Source organism: Pantoea sp. Seng (genome assembly GCF_009829935.1).
GTDB lineage: Bacteria > Pseudomonadota > Gammaproteobacteria > Enterobacterales > Enterobacteriaceae > Pantoea > Pantoea communis.
The window spans coordinates 1-22,473 of record NZ_SZZV01000024.1 but is presented as its reverse complement, the minus strand read 5'-3'; the positions used below and the strand labels follow the sequence as shown (position 1 = coordinate 22,473).

At 53.5% G+C, this 22,473-nt stretch carries 17 protein-coding genes and 1 pseudogene; 13 read left to right on the top strand and 5 right to left on the bottom strand.

What is annotated here, in order from left to right:
* Position 1: 1 nt before the first annotated feature.
* Both mlaE and mlaF read right to left on the bottom strand, forming a co-directional pair.
* Complete coding sequence (gene mlaE / locus FD737_RS20655) at positions 2-784, bottom strand: lipid asymmetry maintenance ABC transporter permease subunit MlaE (RefSeq protein WP_034826606.1); 783 nt, start codon at positions 782-784, stop codon at positions 2-4.
* Positions 785-788: 4 nt separating this feature from the next.
* The gene (mlaF, locus tag FD737_RS20650) at positions 789-1,604 is read right to left on the bottom strand and encodes a phospholipid ABC transporter ATP-binding protein MlaF (RefSeq protein WP_034826608.1); all 816 of its coding nucleotides are present in this window, start codon (positions 1,602-1,604) and stop codon (positions 789-791) included.
* Between the two features lie 227 nt (positions 1,605-1,831).
* Between mlaF and FD737_RS20645 the strand changes: the two genes are divergently transcribed.
* The 11 genes from FD737_RS20645 to npr all read left to right on the top strand — a co-directional run bounded on the left by FD737_RS20645 (position 1,832) and on the right by npr (position 9,830).
* Positions 1,832-2,815, top strand: a complete 984-nt coding sequence (locus FD737_RS20645; protein WP_034826610.1) for a calcium/sodium antiporter — start codon at positions 1,832-1,834, stop codon at positions 2,813-2,815.
* A 13-nt stretch (positions 2,816-2,828) separates the two neighbouring features.
* Positions 2,829-3,809 (top strand): arabinose-5-phosphate isomerase KdsD, encoded by a 981-nt coding sequence (gene kdsD, locus FD737_RS20640; protein WP_034826612.1) that lies wholly within the window; start codon positions 2,829-2,831, stop codon positions 3,807-3,809.
* 13 nt (positions 3,810-3,822) lie between these two features.
* On the top strand, positions 3,823-4,389 hold the full coding sequence (kdsC, locus tag FD737_RS20635; protein WP_058962130.1) for a 3-deoxy-manno-octulosonate-8-phosphatase KdsC: 567 nt from the start codon (positions 3,823-3,825) through the stop codon (positions 4,387-4,389).
* On the top strand, positions 4,386-4,964 hold the full coding sequence (gene lptC, locus FD737_RS20630; RefSeq protein WP_034826617.1) for an LPS export ABC transporter periplasmic protein LptC: 579 nt from the start codon (positions 4,386-4,388) through the stop codon (positions 4,962-4,964). The genes kdsC and lptC overlap by 4 nt, the downstream gene beginning before the upstream one ends.
* Complete coding sequence (lptA, locus tag FD737_RS20625) at positions 4,933-5,487, top strand: lipopolysaccharide ABC transporter substrate-binding protein LptA (protein ID WP_034826619.1); 555 nt, start codon at positions 4,933-4,935, stop codon at positions 5,485-5,487. The genes lptC and lptA overlap by 32 nt, the downstream gene beginning before the upstream one ends.
* A 5-nt stretch (positions 5,488-5,492) precedes the next feature.
* Positions 5,493-6,218, top strand: coding sequence for an LPS export ABC transporter ATP-binding protein (lptB, locus tag FD737_RS20620; protein ID WP_034826621.1), 726 nt, complete (start codon positions 5,493-5,495; stop codon positions 6,216-6,218).
* A gap of 48 nt (positions 6,219-6,266) precedes the next feature.
* Positions 6,267-7,700 (top strand): RNA polymerase factor sigma-54, encoded by a 1,434-nt coding sequence (gene rpoN, locus FD737_RS20615; RefSeq protein WP_034826625.1) that lies wholly within the window; start codon positions 6,267-6,269, stop codon positions 7,698-7,700.
* A 21-nt stretch (positions 7,701-7,721) separates the two neighbouring features.
* Positions 7,722-8,009: a ribosome hibernation promoting factor gene (hpf, locus tag FD737_RS20610; RefSeq protein WP_034826627.1), complete on the top strand. Its 288-nt coding sequence runs from the start codon at positions 7,722-7,724 to the stop codon at positions 8,007-8,009.
* A 162-nt stretch (positions 8,010-8,171) separates the two neighbouring features.
* Entirely contained in the window at positions 8,172-8,654 is a 483-nt protein-coding gene (ptsN, locus tag FD737_RS20605) for a PTS IIA-like nitrogen regulatory protein PtsN (protein WP_176505766.1), read from the top strand.
* Positions 8,655-8,706: 52 nt separating this feature from the next.
* The gene (rapZ, locus tag FD737_RS20600) at positions 8,707-9,561 is read left to right on the top strand and encodes an RNase adapter RapZ (protein ID WP_038649498.1); all 855 of its coding nucleotides are present in this window, start codon (positions 8,707-8,709) and stop codon (positions 9,559-9,561) included.
* Positions 9,558-9,830, top strand: a complete 273-nt coding sequence (gene npr / locus FD737_RS20595) for a PTS phosphocarrier protein NPr (protein ID WP_034826632.1) — start codon at positions 9,558-9,560, stop codon at positions 9,828-9,830. Before rapZ ends, npr begins: the two co-directional genes overlap by 4 nt.
* A gap of 6 nt (positions 9,831-9,836) precedes the next feature.
* Here npr and mtgA read toward each other — a convergent pair whose 3' ends face one another.
* Together mtgA and arcB are read right to left on the bottom strand one after the other, a co-directional pair.
* On the bottom strand, positions 9,837-10,559 hold the full coding sequence (mtgA, locus tag FD737_RS20590; RefSeq protein WP_058962132.1) for a monofunctional biosynthetic peptidoglycan transglycosylase: 723 nt from the start codon (positions 10,557-10,559) through the stop codon (positions 9,837-9,839).
* An 878-nt stretch (positions 10,560-11,437) separates the two neighbouring features.
* A complete protein-coding gene (arcB, locus tag FD737_RS20585; RefSeq protein ID WP_058962133.1) occupies positions 11,438-13,792 on the bottom strand; it encodes an aerobic respiration two-component sensor histidine kinase ArcB in 2,355 nt (784 codons plus the stop codon).
* A gap of 885 nt (positions 13,793-14,677) precedes the next feature.
* Between arcB and FD737_RS20580 the strand changes: the two genes are divergently transcribed.
* Positions 14,678-20,209 carry a glutamate synthase-related protein gene (locus FD737_RS20580; protein WP_160834442.1) on the top strand — a complete coding sequence of 1,844 codons (5,532 nt, stop codon included), beginning with the start codon at positions 14,678-14,680 and terminating at the stop codon, positions 20,207-20,209.
* A gap of 66 nt (positions 20,210-20,275) precedes the next feature.
* On the top strand, positions 20,276-22,030 hold the full coding sequence (locus FD737_RS20575; RefSeq protein ID WP_160834441.1) for a sulfite reductase subunit alpha: 1,755 nt from the start codon (positions 20,276-20,278) through the stop codon (positions 22,028-22,030).
* Positions 22,031-22,189: 159 nt separating this feature from the next.
* Here the strand turns inward: FD737_RS20575 and FD737_RS23980 are convergent.
* Positions 22,190-22,473 (bottom strand): annotated as a pseudogene (locus FD737_RS23980) (IS4 family transposase); the annotation flags it as partial.

Below are 22,473 nucleotides of genomic sequence, written 5' to 3'. Positions count from 1 at the left end.
ATCAATTCCCAAACATCAGTGCTGTCAGCACAAAGTCCAAACCGAGTACCGCCAGTGAAGCATGCACTACGGTACGCGTTGTCGCCCGACTAATCCCTTCCGAGGTCGGGATGGCATCATAGCCATTGAACAGCGCAATCCAGGTTACCGTCACGGCAAAGACTGCGCTTTTAATGATGCAGTTGATGACATCGGTGCGAAAATCCACGGCATTTTGCATCGCTGACCAGAAGAAGCCCGGATCGATGCCTTTCCAGCCCACGCCCACCAACGCCCCACCGGCAATACCGACTGCCGTAAAGATCAAGGCTAGCAGCGGCATGCTGATAAACCCTGCCCAGAAGCGCGGCGAAACCACGCGACGCAGCGGATCAACGGCCATCATTTCCATGCTGGAGAGCTGTTCGGTGGCTTTCATCAAACCAATTTCTGCCGTCAGGGCTGAACCCGCGCGTCCTGCAAACAGCAATGCCGTGACCACGGGACCCAGTTCGCGCAGCAGCGACAAGGCCACCAGCATGCCGAGACTGGTTTCAGCGCTGTAGGTCGTCAGCACCAGATAACCCTGCAGGCCCAGCACCATACCAATGAATAAACCCGAGACCACAATGATCAGCAGCGACAGCACACCCACGCTGTACAGCTGTTTTACCAGCAGTGGCGCGTGGCGGCGGAAGGCAGGTTTACCCACCAGCGCATGAAACAGCATCAGGCCTGCACGGCCAAACGCCGCGCAAGTATTAATTCCCTGACGTCCAAGTGACGCCAGCGCCTTTAGCAACATCAGTTTACGTTCTCCCTGCACGAGTCAAATCGCTGAGGTAATCCCCGGCAGCGAAGCGGAATGGCACTGGACCGTCCGCATGACCCTCAATAAACTGGCGCACGCGCGGATCGGGATTTTCCCGCAACTCCGGCGCACTGCCCTGGGCAATAATCTTTTGACCGGCAACAATATAGGCATGGTCAGCAATGCTCAAGACCTCTGGCACATCGTGTGAAACCACAATGCAGGTCACACCTAACGAGTGGTTCAATTCATCGATCAATTTCACCAGCACGCCCATGGTAATCGGATCCTGGCCGACAAAGGGCTCATCGAACATGATCAGGTCCGGCTCCAGCGCAATCGCGCGCGCCAGTGCGGCACGGCGCGCCATGCCACCAGAAAGCTCGGCCGGCATCAGTTTAGCTGCACCGCGCAGGCCGACTGCTTCCAGCTTCATCATCACCGTGCTGTGCAGCAATTCCGGCGGTAATTGTGTGTGCTCACGCAACGGCCAGGCAACGTTATCAAAGACGTTAAGATCGGTAAAAAGTGCACCCGACTGGAACAACATGCTCATTTTTTTTCGCACTTCATACAATTTAGTGCGGGAAAGCGCTGGGATATTCTGGTCACGGAACCAAATTTCCCCTTTATCCGGTTGCAACTGACCACCAATCAGGCGCAGCAGCGTGGTTTTTCCAATCCCGGATGGCCCCATAATAGCAGTCACTTTACCCGCTGGCACGGTAAGCGAAATGTCATCAAAGATGACGCGGTCTCCGCGAGTGAAGCTGACGCCACGAACCTCAACCAGATTCGTTTTTTGCTGGATCATCGTTACCTCTTTATGCGGATCGGGCGTAATCAAAGTCGTGGATGGTAGCCTGGTAGACCACAATGCACGATAGTTTTACAGAAACTTACCCGTCAGGTGTGGCGAAAACGGCCTTAAAATTTACTTTTGCCTCTCAGACAGTCAAAATCAGCGCCTGTTTCCGCGCGCGCAATGTATTTACCTGTCGGACAAGGTTTGCCGACACACCTATCCATCAAGGATTTTTCATGTTCGTAGCCACTGCCCTGCTGTTTATTGGATTGATTTTACTGGCTTACGGTGCTGACCGTCTGGTTTTCAGTGCCGCGATCCTGTGTCGATCCTTCGGCATTCCTCCGCTGATCATCGGTATGACAGTGGTAAGCATTGGCACATCGTTACCCGAACTGATCGTTTCTTTTTCTGCGGCGCAGCATGGGCAAATGGATTTAGCTGTAGGGACGGCGCTGGGCTCAAACATTACCAATATTCTGCTGATCCTCGGCGGTGCCGCACTTTTGCATCCATTGACAGTGCACTCCAATCTGATTCGGCGCGAACTCCCCCTGATGCTGCTGGTCTCACTGCTGAGTGGCATCATGTTGTTTGATAATCACCTTAGTCGACTTGATGGCATCGCGCTGCTGCTGATTGCTTTAGGTTATCTGCTGATCGCCATTCGCATCGCCCGCCGCGCAGAGCGGGATAACAACGATACGTTAACGCGCGAACAATTGGCTGAACTGCCGCGCGATGAAGCTGGCAATACCGTGGCCTTTCTGTGGCTGGCGGTGGCGCTGATTATTCTGCCGATGTCAACGCGGATGGTGATCGATAATGCCACCGTGTTTGCCGACTATTTTGGTGTCAGCGAGCTGGTCATGGGTCTGACGTTGATTGCCGTCGGCACCAGCCTGCCTGAACTGGCTACCGTATTGGCGGGTGCATTGAAAGGTGAAGACGATATCGCTATCGGTAACCTGATTGGCGCTAATATCTTTAATCTGGCCATTGTGCTGGGCCTGCCCGCGCTGGTGCACCCCGGCAGCGTTGATGCACACGCTTTCGCACGAGATTACTGGGTGATGCTAGGTGTCAGCGTGCTGTTCGCCCTACTTTGCCTGTTACGCAAACGCCGGATTGGCCGCGTAGCGGGCTCTCTTTTGTTATCGGGATTTATTGCGTGGGTTCTGTGGCTGTGGCTCAGCCCTGCGCTCATCACAAGTTATTAAGGACGGACTGACCATGTCACATCAGCAACCGGTTTTTGATTACCAACAGGCAGGTAAAGCGGTACTGCGCATCGAACGCGAAGGGCTGGAGCAGCTCGATCAGTATATTAATGCCGACTTTAGCCGCGCCTGCGAAATGATCATTGCCTGCCGTGGAAAAGTGGTGGTGATGGGCATGGGCAAATCCGGTCATATTGGTGCAAAAATGGCAGCGACTTTTGCCAGTACCGGCACGTCTTCGTTCTTTGTTCACCCTGGCGAAGCGAGCCATGGTGACCTCGGCATGGTGACAGCTAACGACGTGGTGATCGCTATCTCTAATAGTGGCGAATCGAACGAAATTCTGGCGCTCATCCCGGTCCTCAAGCGACAGAAAGTGCCGTTGATTTGCCTCACCAGCCGTCCGGAGAGTGCCATGGGGCGTGCCGCTGACGTGCATTTATGCGTGAAGGTTCCACAGGAAGCGTGCCCGCTTGGTCTGGCACCGACCTCCAGTACTACCGCCACGCTGGTGATGGGCGATGCACTGGCAGTTGCCCTGCTGGAAGCACGCGGCTTTACTCAGGAAGACTTTGCGCTCTCGCATCCCGGTGGCGCACTGGGCCGCAAACTGCTGCTACACGTGAGCGATATCATGCACAGTGGTGACGAGATCCCACACGTCAGCCGCGATGCGTCGCTGCGGGATGCATTGCTGGAAATCACGCGCAAAAACCTCGGCCTGACGGTGATTGTTGACGACCTGATGAAAATCGAAGGCATTTTCACTGATGGCGACTTACGCCGCATCTTCGATATGGGTATCGATTTCCAGTCAGCCAGCATTCAGGATGTGATGACGCGCGGCGGGATTCGCGTGCGCCCGAATATGCTGGCTGTCGACGCACTGAATCTGATGCAAAACAAAAACATCACTGCGGTGCTGGTCGCCGATGACGATCGTCTGCTCGGTGTGGTACATATGCATGACATGCTGCGCGCTGGCGTAGTTTGAACAGGAACAAATAATGAGTGTTGAAACCACGATGATCGATACCTGCTATGGCCCGGTGAGTGCCGAGGTAATGGCGCGGGCGGCGCGGATTCGCCTGCTGATTTGCGATGTCGACGGTGTGATGTCTGACGGCGTGATTTACATGGGCAACAACGGCGAAGAATTGAAAGCCTTTAACGTCCGTGATGGCTATGGTATTCGCTGCCTGCTGACCTCTGATATCGAAGTGGCTATTATTACTGGCCGCAAAGCGAAGCTGCTGGAAGATCGTTGCCAGACGCTCGGCATTACGCATCTTTATCAGGGACAATCAGATAAGCTTTTGGCGTGGCGTGAACTCCTGGATAAACTGTCATTATCTGCTGAACAAGTGGCTTACATCGGCGATGATTTGATCGACTGGCCTGTGATGGCGGAGGCCGGTTTGAGTGTGGCCGTCGCCGATGCCCACCCCGTGTTATTACCTCGTGCACACTACGTCACCCGTATTGCCGGTGGCCGTGGTGCGGTACGTGAACTCTGCGATCTGATTTTGATGGCGCAGAACAAATTTGAGGATGCCAAAGGGCAATCAGTATGAGTAAGAGCAGGCGTTGGATAACGCTGATTTTGGCCTTGATCGCCCTGGTGCTGATCGGCTGGAATCTCACCAACCAGGACGATAGCGAAGCGCCGGTGGCGACCAATAGCCAGGAGCCAACCTATACCAGCGAGAAGTCCCATTCTGTGGTGTACAACCCCACGGGCGCGCTGGCGTACAAACTGATCTCGGATAAAGTGACTTACTTTGCGGCAGATGAGGTGAGCTGGTTCGATAATCCGGTTGCAACCACGTATGATGAAAATAAAGTGCCCACCTGGACTATACGTGCCGATAAGGCAAAGCTGACCAAAGATCGTATGCTGTATCTATATGGTCACGTCGAAGTGAATACCCTGACCCAGGATTCTCAACTTGAGCGCATTATTACCGATACGGCTCAGGTTAATCTGGTCACCCAGGATGTGACATCTGACGATCAAGTCACCCTATTTGGCCGCAGTTTTAATTCCACTGGCATGAAGATGCGCGGCAATTTACGAACCAAGAATGCCCAGCTGCTTGAAAAGGTCAAAACTTCCTATGAAATCCAAAATGAACAAAAACAGCCTTAAGTTGTTGTTGGTAAGCGCCTTACTGGCGACCAGCCTGCCCGCGCTGGCCCTGACGGGAGACTCTGACAAACCCGTTAATATTGATTCGGTGAATCAGGCGCTGGATCTGCAAGGCAACGTAGCGACCTTTACCGGCAATGTCATTGTGACCCAGGGTTCAATCAAAATCACCGCTGACAAAGTGGTGGTCACACGTCCAGGTGGCGACAGTAAAAAAACTATCGTGGATGCCTACGGCGCTCCCGCCACTTTCTACCAGATGCAGGATAACGGCAAACCCGTGCAGGGCCACGCCTCAAAACTGCATTATGAGCTGGCGAACGATTTCGTTGAACTGACGGGCAATGCCTTCATTCAGCAGCTGGACAGCAACATCAAAGGCGATCGCATCACTTACCTGGTGAAAGAGCAGAAAATGCAGGCCTTTAGCCAGGGCGAAAGCAAACGCGTCACCACCGTACTGGTGCCGTCGCAGTTGCAGGACAAAAACGGCTCGTCCACGAGCCCTAAAAAGAGTAACTGATCGCTATGGCCACATTAGTCGCTGAAAACCTGGCGAAAGCCTATAAAGGCCGCCGCGTGGTGGAAGATGTCAGCCTGCAGGTAAAATCTGGCGAGATTGTCGGCCTGCTGGGTCCAAACGGTGCCGGCAAGACCACCACATTCTATATGGTTGTCGGGATTGTGCCGCGTGATGCAGGCCGCATCGTGATCGATGACGAAGATATCAGTATTCTGCCGCTGCATGCGCGAGCGCGCCGGGGCATTGGCTATCTGCCGCAGGAAGCGTCAATCTTCCGCCGTCTAAGCGTGTTCGACAATCTGATGGCGGTGTTGCAAATCCGCGATGATTTAACGGAAGAGCAGCGTCAGGATCGTGCCAATGAGTTGATGGAAGAGTTCCACATTGAGCATCTGCGTGACAGCATGGGGCAGGCGCTTTCCGGTGGTGAACGCCGCCGTGTTGAAATCGCTCGCGCTCTGGCAGCCAACCCCAAATTTATCCTGCTGGATGAACCATTTGCCGGTGTTGACCCGATCTCAGTCATCGATATCAAAAAAATCATCGAACACCTACGCGATAGCGGCCTTGGCGTGTTGATCACCGATCACAACGTGCGTGAAACGCTTGCGGTGTGCGAACGTGCTTACATCGTGAGCCAGGGACATCTGATCGCGCATGGCACGCCGGATGAAATTCTTGCAGATGAGCAGGTTAAACGGGTTTATTTGGGCGAAGAGTTCAGACTCTGATAAGGTGTCGTTATTCACGACATTTGCTTAGGAAATTCAAGCAGAATTATGAAGCAAGGTTTGCAACTCAGGCTCAGCCAACAGCTGGCGATGACCCCACAGTTGCAGCAGGCCATTCGTCTGCTGCAACTCTCTACGCTTGAACTCCAGCAGGAACTGCAACTGGCGCTGGAAAGCAATCCGCTGCTTGAGCAAACCGATCTGCATGAAGAAGTCGATTCACGTGAGCATCAGGAGAGCGACTCGTTAGACACACGTGAAGCCCTCGAACAGAAAGAGATGCCCGAGGAGCTTCCACTCGACGCCACCTGGGATGAAATCTACACCGCGGGAACGCCTTCTGGCACGGGTACCGATTACCAGGATGATGAGCTGCCGGTTTATCAAGGTGAAACCACCCAGTCACTGCAGGACTACCTGATGTGGCAAGTGGAGCTCACGCCGTTTACGGATACCGACCGCGCGATTGCCACTTCAATTGTCGACGCCATTGATGACACGGGCTATCTCACCGTTTCCGTCCAGGACATCTGCGACAGCATTGGTGATGAAGAGCTGACGCTGGAAGAGGTTGAAGCGGTGCTGAAGCGTGTTCAGCGCTTTGATCCTGTCGGTGTCGGTGCACGTGATCTACGTGACTGCTTGCTGGTGCAACTTTCACAATACGCTGCCGATGCGCCAATGCTGGCAGAAGCGCGGTTGATCGTCAGTGAACATCTGGATCTGCTGGCCAACCACGATTTTCGCAGCCTGATGCGTGTAACACGCCTCAAGGAAGAAGTGCTGAAAGACGCGATGCTGCTGATTCAGTCACTCGATCCCCGTCCCGGCCAATCGATCAACACCAGCGAACCCGAGTATGTGATTCCTGATGTACTGGTGCGTAAAACCAGTAAGCGCTGGACCGTTGAATTGAATTCAGACAGCTTGCCGCGCCTGAAGATCAATCAACATTACGCCGCGATGGGCGGTTCCGCACGTAACGACAGCGACAGCCAATTCATTCGCAGTAATTTGCAGGAAGCCAAATGGCTGATTAAAAGCCTCGAAAGCCGCAACGACACACTGCTCAAAGTGACGCGTTGTATTGTCGAGCAGCAGCAGGCGTTCTTTGAACAGGGCGAGGAATACATGCGGCCGATGGTGCTGGCAGATATCGCCCAGGCCGTGGACATGCATGAATCCACCATTTCCCGTGTGACCACGCAAAAGTACCTGCACAGCCCGCGTGGCATCTTTGAATTAAAATATTTTTTCTCCAGCCATGTGAATACCGAAGGCGGTGGCGAAGCCTCTTCCACGGCTATCCGTGCCCTGGTGAAGAAATTGATCTCCGCGGAGAACCCCGCAAAACCCTTGAGCGACAGCAAACTCACCTCCATGTTATCCGATCAGGGCATCATGGTGGCGCGACGTACGGTTGCTAAATATCGCGAGTCTTTATCTATACCGCCATCAAACCAGCGTAAGCAGTTGGTTTGACCGAACGAAGAAGGAAGACCTATGCAGCTAAACCTGACCGGACTGAATGTTGAAATCACTGAACCGCTGCGCGAATTTGTAAATAGCAAATTTGCCAAACTGGAACACTACTTTGATCGTATCAATCAGGTTTATATTGTTCTGAAAGTGGAGAAGGTGACGCAGATTGCGGAAGCAACACTGCACGTCAACGGCGGAGAGCTGCACGCCACAGGGGAAGCGGAAGACATGTACGCGGCCATCGACGGGTTAATCGACAAGCTTTCCCGTCAGCTGACCAAACACAAAGACAAACTGAAAAAACACTAACCTTCATGCTTGCAGAGTGCTGACCGATTCGGCACTCAGAGCGCAAATGGGGCGGGTTAACCGCCCCGTTTTGTCATCTGCGCAAGCGCCAACGGGAGACTCGCCATTGTGCTATGAATGGCGTTAACCTTGCGGCTATGTGAACTCGCAAGTGAAACGATGATGAACAACGATCTGACACTGGAATTGAGCTCGGTCCTCTCACTGGACTGTACCCGTAGCGGCGTACACTGCCAGAGTAAAAAACGCGCGCTGGAAATTATCAGCGAGCTGGCAGCGAAGCAGCTCAATCTGCCGCACCAGACACTATTTGAAGCCATTCTGACTCGCGAACGTATGGGCAGTACTGGCATTGGCAACGGTATCGCCATTCCGCATGGCAAGCTGGAGGAGGATACGCTGCGCGCCGTTGGCGTATTTATCAGCCTCGACCAACCGATCGCCTTTGACGCCGTGGACAATCAGCCGGTTGATCTGCTGTTTGCTCTGCTGGTGCCTGCAGACCAGTGCAAAACCCATTTGCATACGCTGTCGCTGGTCGCTAAACGTCTGGCAGACAAAACCGTCTGCCGCCGTTTGCGTGCGGCACAGAGTGATGAAGAACTCTATGCCATTATCACAGAAGCTCAGGAAGAACACTCTTAAGCGACAGACACATTTACCGGCCTATTCGTCGGTTTAAAACGGGAGAAATGTGATGGTGCTGATGATCGTTAGCGGTCGGTCAGGCTCAGGAAAATCGGTCGCACTGCGTGCCCTGGAAGACATGGGATTTTACTGTGTCGATAATCTACCCGTGGTGCTGCTACCGGAATTAGCGAACACCCTAACAGAGCGCAATATTTCGGCGGCCGTCAGCATTGATGTGCGCAACATGCCTGAATCGCCGGAGGTGTTTGAAACGGCGCTCAACAATCTGCCGGATTCGTTTTCACCACAGTTACTGTTCCTGGACGCCGATCGCAACACGCTGATACGGCGTTACAGCGATACTCGCCGCATCCATCCGCTCTCCAGTAAAAACCTGTCACTGGAAAGCGCGATTGATGAAGAGAGTGACCTGCTTGAGCCTTTGCGTTCGCGGGCAGACCTGATCATTGATACTTCCGAAATGTCGGTCCATGAGTTGGCTGAAATGCTGCGTACGCGCCTGTCAGGAAAACGTGAGCGTGAGCTGACCATGGTGTTTGAGTCCTTCGGCTTCAAACACGGCATTCCCATTGATGCCGATTACGTCTTCGATGTGCGTTTCCTGCCAAACCCGCACTGGGATCCCAAGCTGCGTCCGATGACCGGGCTTGATCGTCCTGTTGCGGCTTTCCTCGACCGCCACACTGAAGTACATAACTTCATTTACCAGACGCGCAGCTATCTGGAGCTGTGGTTGCCGATGCTGGAAACCAACAACCGCAGCTATCTAACGGTCGCGATTGGCTGTACCGGGGGTAAACACCGTTCGGTTTACATCGCCGAACAGCTGGCAGATTACTTCCGTTCACGCGGCAAAAATGTGCAGTCTCGTCATCGCACTCTGGAAAAACGTAAATCATGACCGTGAAGCAAGTCGTTGAGATTCGCAATAAGCTGGGCATGCATGCGCGCCCGGCAATGAAACTGTTCGAGTTGGTGCAGAGTTTTGACGCAGAGGTACTACTGCGCAATGAAGCCGGTACGGAAGCCGAAGCCAGCAGCGTGATTGCGCTGTTGATGCTCGACTCCGCGAAAGGCGGCCATATCGAGATTGAAGCCAGCGGTCCGCAGGAAGTCGAGGCGCTGGCTGCGGTGATTGAGCTGTTTGAAGCCGGGTTTGACGAAGACTAATTGCTGTTAATGCAATTTGTAACGCGCGAGGAAACCTTCCCCACCTAACTGACGCATCTGGCGTATTATCCACTGCTGGCGCATTCGTATATACCCGGAAGGTGCATCAGCGCGGAAGCGAATCGGGTTTGGTAGTACCGCCGCCAGCAGCGCCGCTTCAGAAATCGTCAGACGACTGGCTGGTTTGTGGAAGTAGCGCTGTGAAGCCTCTTCCACACCAAACACGCCGTTGCCAAACTCCGCAATATTCAAATATACCGTCAGAATGCGGCGTTTGGTCCACACGGTTTCGAGTCCAACGGTTAAACCGGCTTCCAGCCCTTTTCGCACCCAGCTGCGGCCATCCCATAAGAACAGGTTTTTTGCGGTCTGCTGCGACAGCGTTGAGGCACCACGCATCTGTTCTGAGCCATCGTTATCCAATACTTTTTGTATCGCATCGACATCAAAGCCCCAGTGCTCCGGAAATTTTTGATCTTCAGAAGCGATCACGGCCAGCGCCATCCACGGAGAAATCTCATCCATGCTGACCCAATCGGAGTGCGCCACATAGTCGAACCGACCACTGAACCAGGCGCCCAGTTGACGCTCCACCATCACCGCAGAAAACGGCACTGGTAAAAAGGCAAAGATCACGATGCCTGCCAGCCAAATTCCCAACCACGCAAGCAGCACTTTAGCAATCAGCACTTTAAGGCGTTGCCCCATTTTCCCTTTACTCTTACTCATGCAATTTTCTCTTACCTGTTCCCTGCATTAATCAATCACCCCGGTCACAATTTTGATTACCTGTAATCCTGGGCAAAACTTTACCGCTTATCCCGTGAAAGTTAGAGATGAAGTTATTACCTGCGTCATCATCGTTCCTCTATTAGAGCCAATCACATCAAGCACTTCCATTATGAGGGAATCGGTTCCATGGTGAAAAACCCAGCTAAACCCTTACAATCGGATACTTCATACAAAGTGATAAAGATCACGTTTAAACTTTCACAATACTTAACAATAAAATTTCAAAGCGTTTGAATAAGCGCACTGATGAGCGCAGCCGTTTCAATAAACGTGGCTGAAATCGCGTCAACATCATCATGATTAGCCCTGACAATGGTAAAGGATTTAGCCTTCCGTTTGGTTTACATTGCACCGCAAAACCTTAAACTGGAACTTTCAGCAGAGGGTTTCCAAAACGTTTTGGATAACCCACCAGAACTACCTTATTTGTTACCTAATATCAGCATGTTAAGTTCAATCAACTCTGATTTTTCGACTGATTAGGAATTTCAGTGCAGCTGTCAGGCTTTTCCTGCTTCAGGCTGAAGGAAATTCAGGCAAAAAGCAGAACAATTGGTCAAAAATAGTGCAATACGGCAAAGAAATTAATTCCTTGCTTGACTGTGTCAGCAATTTAATGTTTTCTGTATTTAATCGCTGCTCAACTTCACACAATTTAATGAATCTTGTCACAAGCGTTGGCGAATTTGTTAAGGTGATTTCGAAGCGTTAACCAATACCATACTGTTGCTGATCTATTCGACTTCTAACGATAGCAGCAGTACCCATTTCCCTGGTGTTGGCGCAGTATTCGCGCACCCCAGTTTCGACTGGGGTCATTTTTTTCTGGCGTCCGAAGATTTTTCCCTTTCAGCTACCCACTCGCGTAACACGTTAACGTCATGCAGCCACTCATGTTTTAATTCGTCGATCCACTCCTGCACGTTGTCCCACCATGCTGGCAGTTCCGGTGACTGTATCTGTTTCGCCAGTTTCTGCAGATGCAACAGTCCTACTGAGCCCGCAGCACCCTTAATTTTATGCCCTTCTTCCGCAATCCCTTTTTGATCGCGCGCCATCATGTTGGAATCCAGCACGTCGAGATAGCCCGGCATCATCTGTTCAAACATCGTCAGGCTTTGTGTAATCAATCCTGGGCCGACCAATTCGATATACTGTTCCAGCATCTCCACATCGAGCAGCATGCGCGAGTGTACGTCTGAGGACGTCTGAATCTCTTCTTCCGGTTCGCCCTGGTAATCCCAGAACTTTTTAATCATCGCCGTTAAGGCCGGCACCGCCAGCGGTTTACTCAGCACATCATCCATACCGGCGTCGAGATACTCTTTTTTATCTTTCAGCACGTTGGCGGTCAGTGCCACCAGCGGCGGCAGCGCCATGCCAGCATGGCGTTGGTGAATAGCGCGCGACACATCCAGTCCGGTCATATCCGGCAGTTGAATATCCAGCAACACCAGATCAAATTCCTGCGGATCAAACATCGCCAGCGCTTCAGTGCCGGTCATCGCCACTTCCACACTGCATCCCAGTTTCTCCAGTACCGAGCGCGCCACAATGACGTTCAGTTCAATATCTTCAACCAGTAATACGTGCAGCGCCGGCAGTGGCATGCTGTCGTCGAGATCTTCGTCTTCCACCTCATCGGCCACACGAGGTGCATTTATCTCGACCACAAAGCATGAGCCCTGCCCCGGCGCACTACTCACGCTAATATCGCCGCCCATCGCCTGTGCCAGACGCCGAGAAACCGCCAAACCAATACCGGTACCGGTGGCGGGTTTTCCGCCGTGCTGATCTTTTACCTGGTAATACATGGCGAAGATCTTGTCCTGCTCTTCCTGCGGAATTCCCATGCCAGAATCCTGCACTTCAAAGCGCAGCGTTTCGTCCTGGTGATAGGCGACCCGCACCACAATCTCACCCTGCTGGGTGAATTTCACCGCGTTACCGATCAGGTTCCATAAAATTTGACGCAGGCGCGTGCCGTCAGCAGAGATGATGTGCGGCAATGGCAGCTCTGGCGCCATCACGAACTTCAGTCCTTTCGGCTGCGCCAGTAACCCGGAGAGGTTTTCCAGATCGGCCAGGAAACCGGTGAAGTCGAGTGGCTGATTATCCAGCTGCACTTTGCGGCGCTCAATTTTGTCCACTTCAATCACGTCATTAAAGATGTTGCCAAGCGTGATGGCCGAGACATGGATGGTTTTCAGGTACTTCAGTTGTTCCTGATTGAGATCGGTGTCCAGCAGAATGCGGCTCAAGCCGACAATGCCATTCAGCGGCGTACGCAGTTCATGGCTGATGGTTGAAATAAAGGTGGTCTTCTCACGGCTGGCATTCTCCAGCGCGTCCTGATAACGCTTACGCTCAGTAATATCGCGACCAAAGCCCATCAGGCCGCTGCGTTTACCGACGCGATCGTAATACGGCACTTTGCGGATTTCGAAGCAGGCTTTGCGCCCATCAGGATATTGCAGCCACTGTTCGTACGTCAGGGAGACGTTATGGCGGAATACCTTTTCATCCGTCTCCAGCACCTTGGAGGCGGCATCTTCATCGTAAATGTCGCGCGGCGTCAGGCCAATCAGTTGCTTCTCGCTCATGCCGGTTAGCAACTCCATCGCACGGTTACAGCCCGAGAACTGCTTGTCGATGTTGCGATAGAATACCAAGTCCGGTGAGGCATCGAGGAAGGAGCGTAAGAAAGAGGATTGCTGTTCCAGCTCGATTTGCGCCTGTTCACGACGCGCCATCTCTTCGCGCAGTTTATCCATCACCTGCTCGCGGGCCTGCTCCGCTTTGATACGATCGTTAATTTCCTGATTCAGCTGAGCGATGGTCTCTTTCATTTGCTGATTAAGTTCAAGATCGCGTGTGCGCATCTCTTCCAGCTTATCGACCAGCTTTGTCAGGCGCTGGCGAGACTCTTCCAGCTGATCAACCACCACCGAGAGAAAATAGACGGCCCAGGGCGTGATTAAGAGACCAAAGAATACCGATCGCACCACATCGATACTCTCAACATGGCCACGCAGTACCATGGTGACCGCCATCTGCACCACCATCGCCAGCACCACCAGTGCTGAAGCTAACAGTAGTGAGAAACGCACCAGCCCAAGCTTGACCATCAAATCAACGTAGTACTGCGCTAAAAGACGAATCTGTTTCATCACGAGCTCCCTGAACGAAATCTGGCTCATGATAGCGTAATTATCGCGGCACTGCGCCGACTCAGCGTGTCATTGCCTGCTGACTTTGCCTCATTATGGTGCATCGCAGCGCCTTTTCGCCGATGTTCGCGTCGTTATGCGTAAAGCGCTTGACTAAATCTGCCAACTGAATAATCTGGAGGGCCGCGCTTTTGCGACCCTTTTGTCACATCCCGTGCTATTCCGCCTCCCGGCAGCCATTTCATCTGATGGTTGCGTCTTGTTATTGCATATTCATTCAACTTTAGCGCCATTTTACTCACAATCAGCTTGATTAATTTTACTAATGACAGCCCTATTTTGATTCAAATATGACGCCATAAGAAAAACAGATACATGCTGTGCGTGAAACCGCCCCAACAGAATTTTATGCTGATGGAATGCAGTTATTCAGCATTGATTAGATATCTGAGGCGTACCTCACAGTGAGACGGCTCACACTTCATAGGGGAATCAGAATCGTCAGATTGACAGTTATTTACGTAATAAATTGTTCATAATCATAGTGTTAATTGGTAAAACAGCCGATTAACCGCAACAAAGCTGGCTATTTGACCTGAGTTCGCTTTCCCGATAAGTTGGAATTCCGCTGGATGCTTTCCAGTCGGGACTGTGTCTCGGCATATCTATGCAGCAAGAAACTCCCTCTGGATGCAAGTTATCTCCCGTAAGAGACCGGAAGTAAGAGCAGCTCATCAAGGACGAGACCATACTCTCTTGAGAGCCTTTGCTCGGTATTGCGACGTCCGCGTTTAAGCGGCGAAAACGAATTTGATACAGCACGCAGCGGTGCTCTGTGCTTGAAATAATGCAGGTAATGTCAAAAGCAGTTTAAGGAGACCCTCAATGTCCACTCAAAAACCTCATCCCTATGGTTTGTATGATCCCTCAGCCGGTAGTGATAGCTGTGGTGTTGGGTTTATTACCCGTAAGGACGGCGAGCAGACCCATGAGATCCTGCAGATGGCCCATAGCGCACTGTGCACGGTACCGCACCGTGGCGGCATGTCTGCTGAGGGCGTGGGCGATGGCGCAGGTGTCAACGTCGACCTTTCTCTGAACTTCTTCCGTAAAGTCACCGGCCAACCGCTGGAAGCCGGTCGCTTTGGCGTCGGTAACTTCTTCGTGCCAAAAGATGCCGAGCTTCGCGCGAACGCTGAGCGTCTGGTGGAAGAAACCCTCGCTGCCCATAACTTCCCTGTGCTGATGAAGCGTGATATGCCGCTGGACGGCAGCGTGACGCGTCCAGCCGCTCTGCAATTCCAGCTGCCGATTGTGCAGTGGATCTTTGCGGCTCCGCAGGAAGTCACCGAACAACTCGAGTTCGAGCGCCACATCTATCGTGCGCTGCTGGACATCGAAGCGCGTGCCTTTACTGAAAGCGAATTCGGCGGTCTCTATCCGCTGTCGCTCTCTTCACGCACTCAGGTATTTAAAGCACGCCTGAACTCTAATGAAGTGATTCCGTACTTCAAAGATTTGACCGATGCCGATCATCAGGTGCGCGGGCTGTTCTTCCATACCCGCTTCTCGACCAACACCGATCCGCACACCACCATGGCACAGCCGTTCCGTCTGATGGCGCACAATGGTGAATTGAACACCGACCGTAAGAACCGTATCGCTGAAGCGGCGCTGATGCTGGCGCGCGGTAAGAAAATCGTGCGTCCGAAAGGCCAGTCCGACAGCTCGCGTCTGGACCAAAGCATTCATAGCCGTTTGATGGAAGATAACCTCGACCTGATCAACGCCGTCGTCTCAATGATGCCACCAGCGTGGGAAAACGACACCTCACTGTCAAATGAAGTGCGCGCCATGCTGGAGTACTTCTCTCTGTATGAAGAGAAGAACGATGGCCCGGCAGCGTTGATCTTCGGTAATGGCGAAGTGATCGGGGCACGCCTTGACCGCCTGGGTCTGCGCCCATTGCGTTCTGTCGAAACCGCTGAATACATCGGTGCGATGTCAGAAGCGGGTCAGATTGCCTTCCCACCGGAAAGCGTACTGCGTCGTGGCCGTATCGAAGCGGGCGGCATGCTCTATTACGATCACAAAGAAAAACGCTCTTACACCACGGTGGAAGCGCTGGAAAAACTGGCAGCAGAGAAAGATTACCTTTCACTGCTGAGCGCGGCTCGCGTGGACCTGCACGATCTGCCGGAGATTCAGGCAGAGCAGCTGGGCTCACCGCTTCGCTATCGTGGCGACCTCAAAACCTATCAGCGTTTTGTGGCGTACTACTACAACCAGGAAAGCTTCAAATTCATGATGGACCCGATGCTGCAAACCGGCGCTGAGAAGATCTCGGCGATGGGTTACGGCAACGCCATCAATGGCCTGTCCGACCACGAAGGCGGCATGGCGCACTACTTCTCACAACGCTTTGCTCAGGTCACCAACCCGCCGCTGGATTCTATCCGCGAAGCGGACGGCATGACGCTGCGCGTGGCACTGGGTGCAAAACCGCACCTTGGCCGCAGCAAAGGTCAGCAGGTTATCGTGCCAACGCCGATCCTGACACACCTCGATATGCTGCGTCTGCGTGAGCAAACCGTCGCACCTTATGCGCGTTTCGAGATGCTGTATGAGCCGGTCATCGGCAAAGATATCGTCAGCCGTGCCGCCAACGCCAAAGCGCTGGAAAACGCCATTGATAATCTTGCACAGCAGGTCGTGGATTTCGCACGCCAGCAGGGCGGCATTGCGGTAATCACCGACCGCCACATCTCTTCAACTCACGCGGCGATTCCTATGCTGCTGATGGTCTCTGCCATCAACCAGCGTTTGGTGCAGGAAGGTCTGCGTCTGGATGTTTCTCTGGTGGTAGAAAGCGGCCAGAGTATCTCCTCTCACCACATTGCAGCCACTTTAGGCTTTGGTGCGTCAGCGGTTTACCCGCTGGGCGTACAGATGCGCGCGGAAGAGAAATATGGCGAAGGCGAAGAAGGTAACAAAGCCTTCAAACGCTATGCCAAAGCCGCCGAAAAAGCCTTGATGAAGACCATGGGTAAAGTGGGTCTCTGTACCGTTGAGAGCTACAGCTGTGGTGAATTCTTTGAACCTAACTTCCTGAATACCGACGATCCGGTTCTGAAGAAGTACTTCCCGAATATCAAAACCCCTGTGGGTGGCGCGGGCTTCCCGGCAATCGCTCAGATGGCGGTTGACTGGCATCAGAGTGCGCTGAAAATCCAGGGCGAGGCAGAAGTGCCACTGCTCGGCTTGTTCAAAGAGCGTGCGGAAGGTGCAGGTCACTCTTACGGCACCATCGCCGTGCGTACCTTTATTGATATGACGGAACAGCCGATTCGCTTCGCGGACAAAGCACGCGAAGAGGACAATTTCATCCGTCTGATGACGCTGGCCAAACTGGACAATGCCTTCAGCATTAAAGCTGACGCATTCAAAGACAGTAGCTTCGAACGCATCCCGAACGAGGTCATTGACTCACTGGCGATCACGCCGGATTACCGTCAATTCTCTAGCCTGATGCACGCCGAGCGTAAACGTCGTCCTGCTGCGCTGCGTGACATCCTCGCGCTGCCGTGTGATTTGACCCACGTTGATAGCGAAGCGGAGTTTGGTCGTAAACTCGGCCGTTACTCACTGGTCAACAACGGTTTTGCTACCCGTGGATTGAAGTGTGAAGCGGTGGAAGGCAGCCTGAACCAGTTCGAGCTGCGCCTGATTGATTCCATCGCGGGCCTGAAGCCAGAAGATGAACGTCTGGAAGCGCTGGCACGTGCACTGAAAACCCGCTTTAGCGACGACATCGAAAGCAGCAGCGTGGCCGGCGGTGTATTGCACATCACCGCTTACGGTAAAGCGGCAGATTATCTGTCACTGATCTTTACCGCACTGCCTTCGCTGCCGCTGGAAGAGATTCAACCGGCACACGAAATTACCCGTACTTTCGCCTCAGGTGCGATGAGCCACGGTGCGTTGGTGGCACCTGCACATGAAGCGGTAGCGCACGGCACTAACATGGTCGGCGGCATGAGTAACTGTGGTGAAGGTGGCGAGCACTATTCCCGTCACGGCACCATCCGCGCGTCACGCATTAAGCAGCTGGCGTCAGGCAGATTCGGCGTGTGGGCGGCTTATCTGGCCGATCCGATGCTGGAAGAGCTGGAGATCAAAATCGGTCAGGGCGCGAAACCAGGTGAAGGCGGACAGCTGCCTGCACCGAAAGTGACCGTGGAGATCGCCGCCGCGCGTGGCGGTACGCCGGGTGTTGAGTTGGTTTCACCCCCACCGCACCACGATACCTACTCCATCGAGGATTTGGCGCAGCTGATCCACGACTGTAAGGCAGCGCGCGTGCGCGTTATCGTAAAACTGGTGTCTTCAGAAGGCATCGGTACTATCGCTGTGGGCGTGGCAAAAGCTGGCGCAGACGTCATTAACGTGGCAGGTAACACCGGTGGTACTGGTGCGGCCTCGGTCACCAGCCTGAAATACACTGGACGCGTTGCCGAAATCGGTATCGCGGAAGTGCATCAGGCGCTGTGCGCGAATGGCCTGCGTGACAAAGTGCAGCTGCGTTGCTCCGGTGCACAACAAACCGGTAGCGATGTGATCAAATCTGCCCTGCTCGGTGGCGACAGCTTCGAGTTCGGCACCACTGCGCTGATGATGCTGAAATGCGTAATGGCGAAAAACTGTAACGTTAAATGCCCGGCCGGTTTAACCACCAACGCCGAAGCCTTTGATGGCGATCCGCGTCAACTGGCACAGTACTTCGTTAATGTAGCGCAAGAAGTGCGTGAATTTCTCGCACGCCTCGGCCTGCGTTCACTGCGCGAAGCACGTGGCCGTTCTGACCTGCTGCACCTGATGGATCATCCACTGGAAGTCGGCAAGCTGGATCTGCGTGCGATGTTGACCGTGGTGCCAGAGCAGAAAATCGCGAAGCCGGTCTATCTGGAAAAAGATTTTGAGCTGGATGATGGCTGGGTTGAAGAGCTGAAAACACAGCTGATCGACCAGGCGAGCCGCGATATCGCGCTCGGCGCAGGCATTACCCTGAACAACCGTAACAAGAGCGTGGGCGGCCAGTTGGCCATCGACATCGAGCGCATGCTCAACCACGAACTGTCTGCTGAACAACGTGCTGCACTGCCAGCGGTGTTCAAAGACGATCGCGGCCGTCATTATCTGGCACCGCGCACGGTGAATATCCACACCAGCGGTTCTGCCGGTCAGTCATTCGGTGCCTTCTGCAACGATGGTATGCAGATGAAGCACTACGGCACCTGTAACGATGGCGTAGGTAAAGGTCAGTGCGGTGGCGAGCTGGTGGTGATGTCACCGGGTGGCGGCGCTCAAGACAGCGACGGCAACGTGCTGATCGGTAACTTCGCGCTGTTTGGTGCGACCGGCGGCCGTTTGTTCGTACAAGGCCAGGCGGGCGACCGTTTCGCGGTTCGTAACTCCGGTGCAACCGCAGTCGTCGAAGGTGTCGGCGATTTCTGCTGCGAATACATGACCAATGGCGCAATTCTGAACCTCGGCACCTTTGGTAAAGGTTTCGGCAACGGCATGAGCGGTGGCTTTGCTTACCAGTACGATCCATACGGCGCACTGGCAGGACACGCAGCGGGTGATTCCGTGCTTTTCGGTTCAATCGCTGACGAAGATGAATTGGCGCAGGTTCACAAGCAAGCCGTGCTGACCATGCTGAACTGGCACCTGGAAGCCACTAACTCGCCGCGCGCAGCCTGGCTGCTGGAGAATTGGGAAACCGAGTGCCACCACTTTGTCTACGTGATGCCGCGTTCACTGCTGCTGTATCAAGATGGTGGCGAGATCCTAAAAGCGAAATCACGTAAGGATCTGTTGGAAGAGCTGTCAACCTCACTGGCTGCACATCAGGTTGCCAAATTCAAAGCGGCCTGGCGCACGGGTAAAACCATTGCGGATGGCGCCGTACCGGCTTACGGTGCGACGGATACAGCGGAAATGTTCGTGTTGCTCAACAACTACACCGTACTGAGCTTTGCGCAGCAACTTGCACTCGGCAAACTGCCAAAAGGCACCGCCGTTGAAGACCCTGCGGTTGAAAAAGCGGTACGCAATTTGCTGATGACGGAAGACTTCGCGCTGGTGAGCAAACTGCAACGTCATGCTCGTTCAGCGATTGAAAGCTACAGCGATGACGAATTGGCGAGTCTGATTGCAGCAAAACGTATGTCCGATTACAAAGCAGCATTAACGCAACGCAACATTCGCTCCATGGACAGCCTGGCGACTTATGGCTGGATAATTTATCAGGATGCCCGCAACCGTGAGGTGCTTGGCCATCTGCCTGATTTCGAAGAGCTGTTTGCACGCGCCGCGCTGCCAGAAATCGCCGCTGCTGTCGGGAAACTTTCCTGATAGCAGCACCAATGAATGTGTGTATATTGACTGAACATCACGAGACGGGTTTGAGTACAGATATCCATGAAGATTCCTTACATTCCTGAAGATGCGCCGTTTAACGGCGAACAGAAATACTGGCTGGCGGGTTTTCTCGCCGGTCTCCACTCGCGTCTGTTGGTATTAGAAGATAAGCAGACGGCACCTGCGGCCGGTGGCGCCACCAATACTCAGCTGCACATTCTGTTCGGTTCACAGACCGGCAATGCTGAAGCGCTGGCGCAAACTGCCGCAAAAGCCGCGCGTGCCAAAGGTCTGGTGCCGGTGGTGCAGGCATTGGGCGAAGTGGACCTGGATGTGTTCGCCACCATGCGCCATGTGCTGATTGTCACCTCCACCTACGGTGAAGGCGAAATGCCGGACAACGCACAGCTGTTCTGGCAGGCACTCTCTGCCAGCACCGCGCCACGCCTGGAGCAGATGCACTTTGCCATCCTGGCGATTGGTGATACCGGTTACGATGGCTTCTGCCAAGCAGGTAAATTCTTCGATATGCGTCTGGAACAGCTGGGTGCAAAACGCGTCTTTGACCGCATCGACTGCGATATCGACTTCGAAGAGCCGTCGAGTGCATGGATTGGCGATGCAATGCCACAATTTGCCGCCAGTGCGGGCAGCAGTGGCACGGTATTAGAGAGCGCGCCAGAAGCCCCTGTCATCCCTGGCAGCAACAAGCAAAACCCTTACGCAGCGGCGTTGGCAACCAATAAACGTCTGTCAGGTGAATCTTCGGCGAAAGATATTCGTCACTTCGAATTCGATTTGACCGACAGCGGTCTGAAGTATGAAGCCGGTGATGCGCTGGGTGTTATCCCAGTGAACGATGCTGAGTTGGTTAGCCTGCTGTTGAGCGAACTGAAAGCGGACTATGAAACTCCGGTGCCAAGCTTTGATCGTAACCTCGGCGATCTGCTGACCTATCAGTTTGAGATCTCCGAGCCATCGCGCAAGCTGATTGAGTGGGTAGGCCAGCACACTGCCAACCAGGAACTGCTGCACGTATTGCAGCACGACGATAAAGACACTCTGGCTAACTGGCTGTGGGGCAAAGACACACTGGATCTGCTGCAGCTTGAGCTGAAGCGCACTCTGTCTGTACCAGAGTTCGTGGCGATGCTGCGTCCGTTGCAGCACCGTGCGTACTCCATCTCTTCCAGCTCCAAAACGCATCCGAATCAGGTGCACCTGACGATTGCTTCCGTGCGCTATCACAGCGGTGGCCGTGAGCGTAAAGGCGTATGTTCAACCTACCTGGCTGAGCGCGTGCGCCGTGGCGAGAAGCCAGCGATCTTTATTTCGCCAAACAAAGCGTTCCGCGTGCCGGCTAACGGCAATGCTCCGCTGATTATGGTTGGCCCTGGCACCGGTATTGCCCCGTTCCGTGCCTTCCTGCAGGAACGCCAGTCAACCGGCGCTGAAGGTAAGAACTGGCTGTTTTTCGGCGATCAGCATCAGGAACACGACTACATTTATGAAGATGAGCTTAATGGCTGGCAGCAAAGCGGTCTGTTAACACATCTCGACCTGGCATTCTCACGCGATCAGGAAGAGAAGATCTACGTGCAGAATCGTATGCTTGAAAAAGGCGCTGAGCTGTATGCCTGGCTGCAGGATGGCGCGTACTTCTATGTTTGTGGCGATGCTTCGCGCATGGCGAAAGATGTGGATGCAGCGCTGTATGAAGTGGTGCGCCAGTTTGGTGGACTCTCTAGCGAACGTGCAGCGGCTTACATTGACCAGTTGAAGAAAGATAAGCGCTATCTGCGTGACGTCTACTAAGGCCCAAAAAAAGGAAGCTAATGAGCTTCCTTTTTTACATCTGCTGTCGCGGCACGATGAATCGCACCATGTAAACGCGGTTCAGATGCGCGATCAATCGCGCCGTTATTGAGAAATGCTTCCATAAAAAAACGGGCCAATTGGCCTAATGCCGATCAGTTAAGCCTGACTGGCATTTTTTCTTCTGGCTGTCGGATATTTATAGGGTCTCTCTTTCACCACCCTTGGGAACGAGCGCTCCCGTCGTCCCGGTAGTCTGACCATCTCTGCTATCGAACTTACGTCCTTTACCAGTTCCGGGATACGCCCAGGCGAAGCGCCTTCAAGTGTCCAGAGCAGTTTCATCACCCACGCTGTCGATTCCCTGAAGCTGAGCTGGTTAGGCCAGTATCCCTTCAGCGTTGAGGCCATTCTTATCATCTGATATCTCACCAGATTGTAGG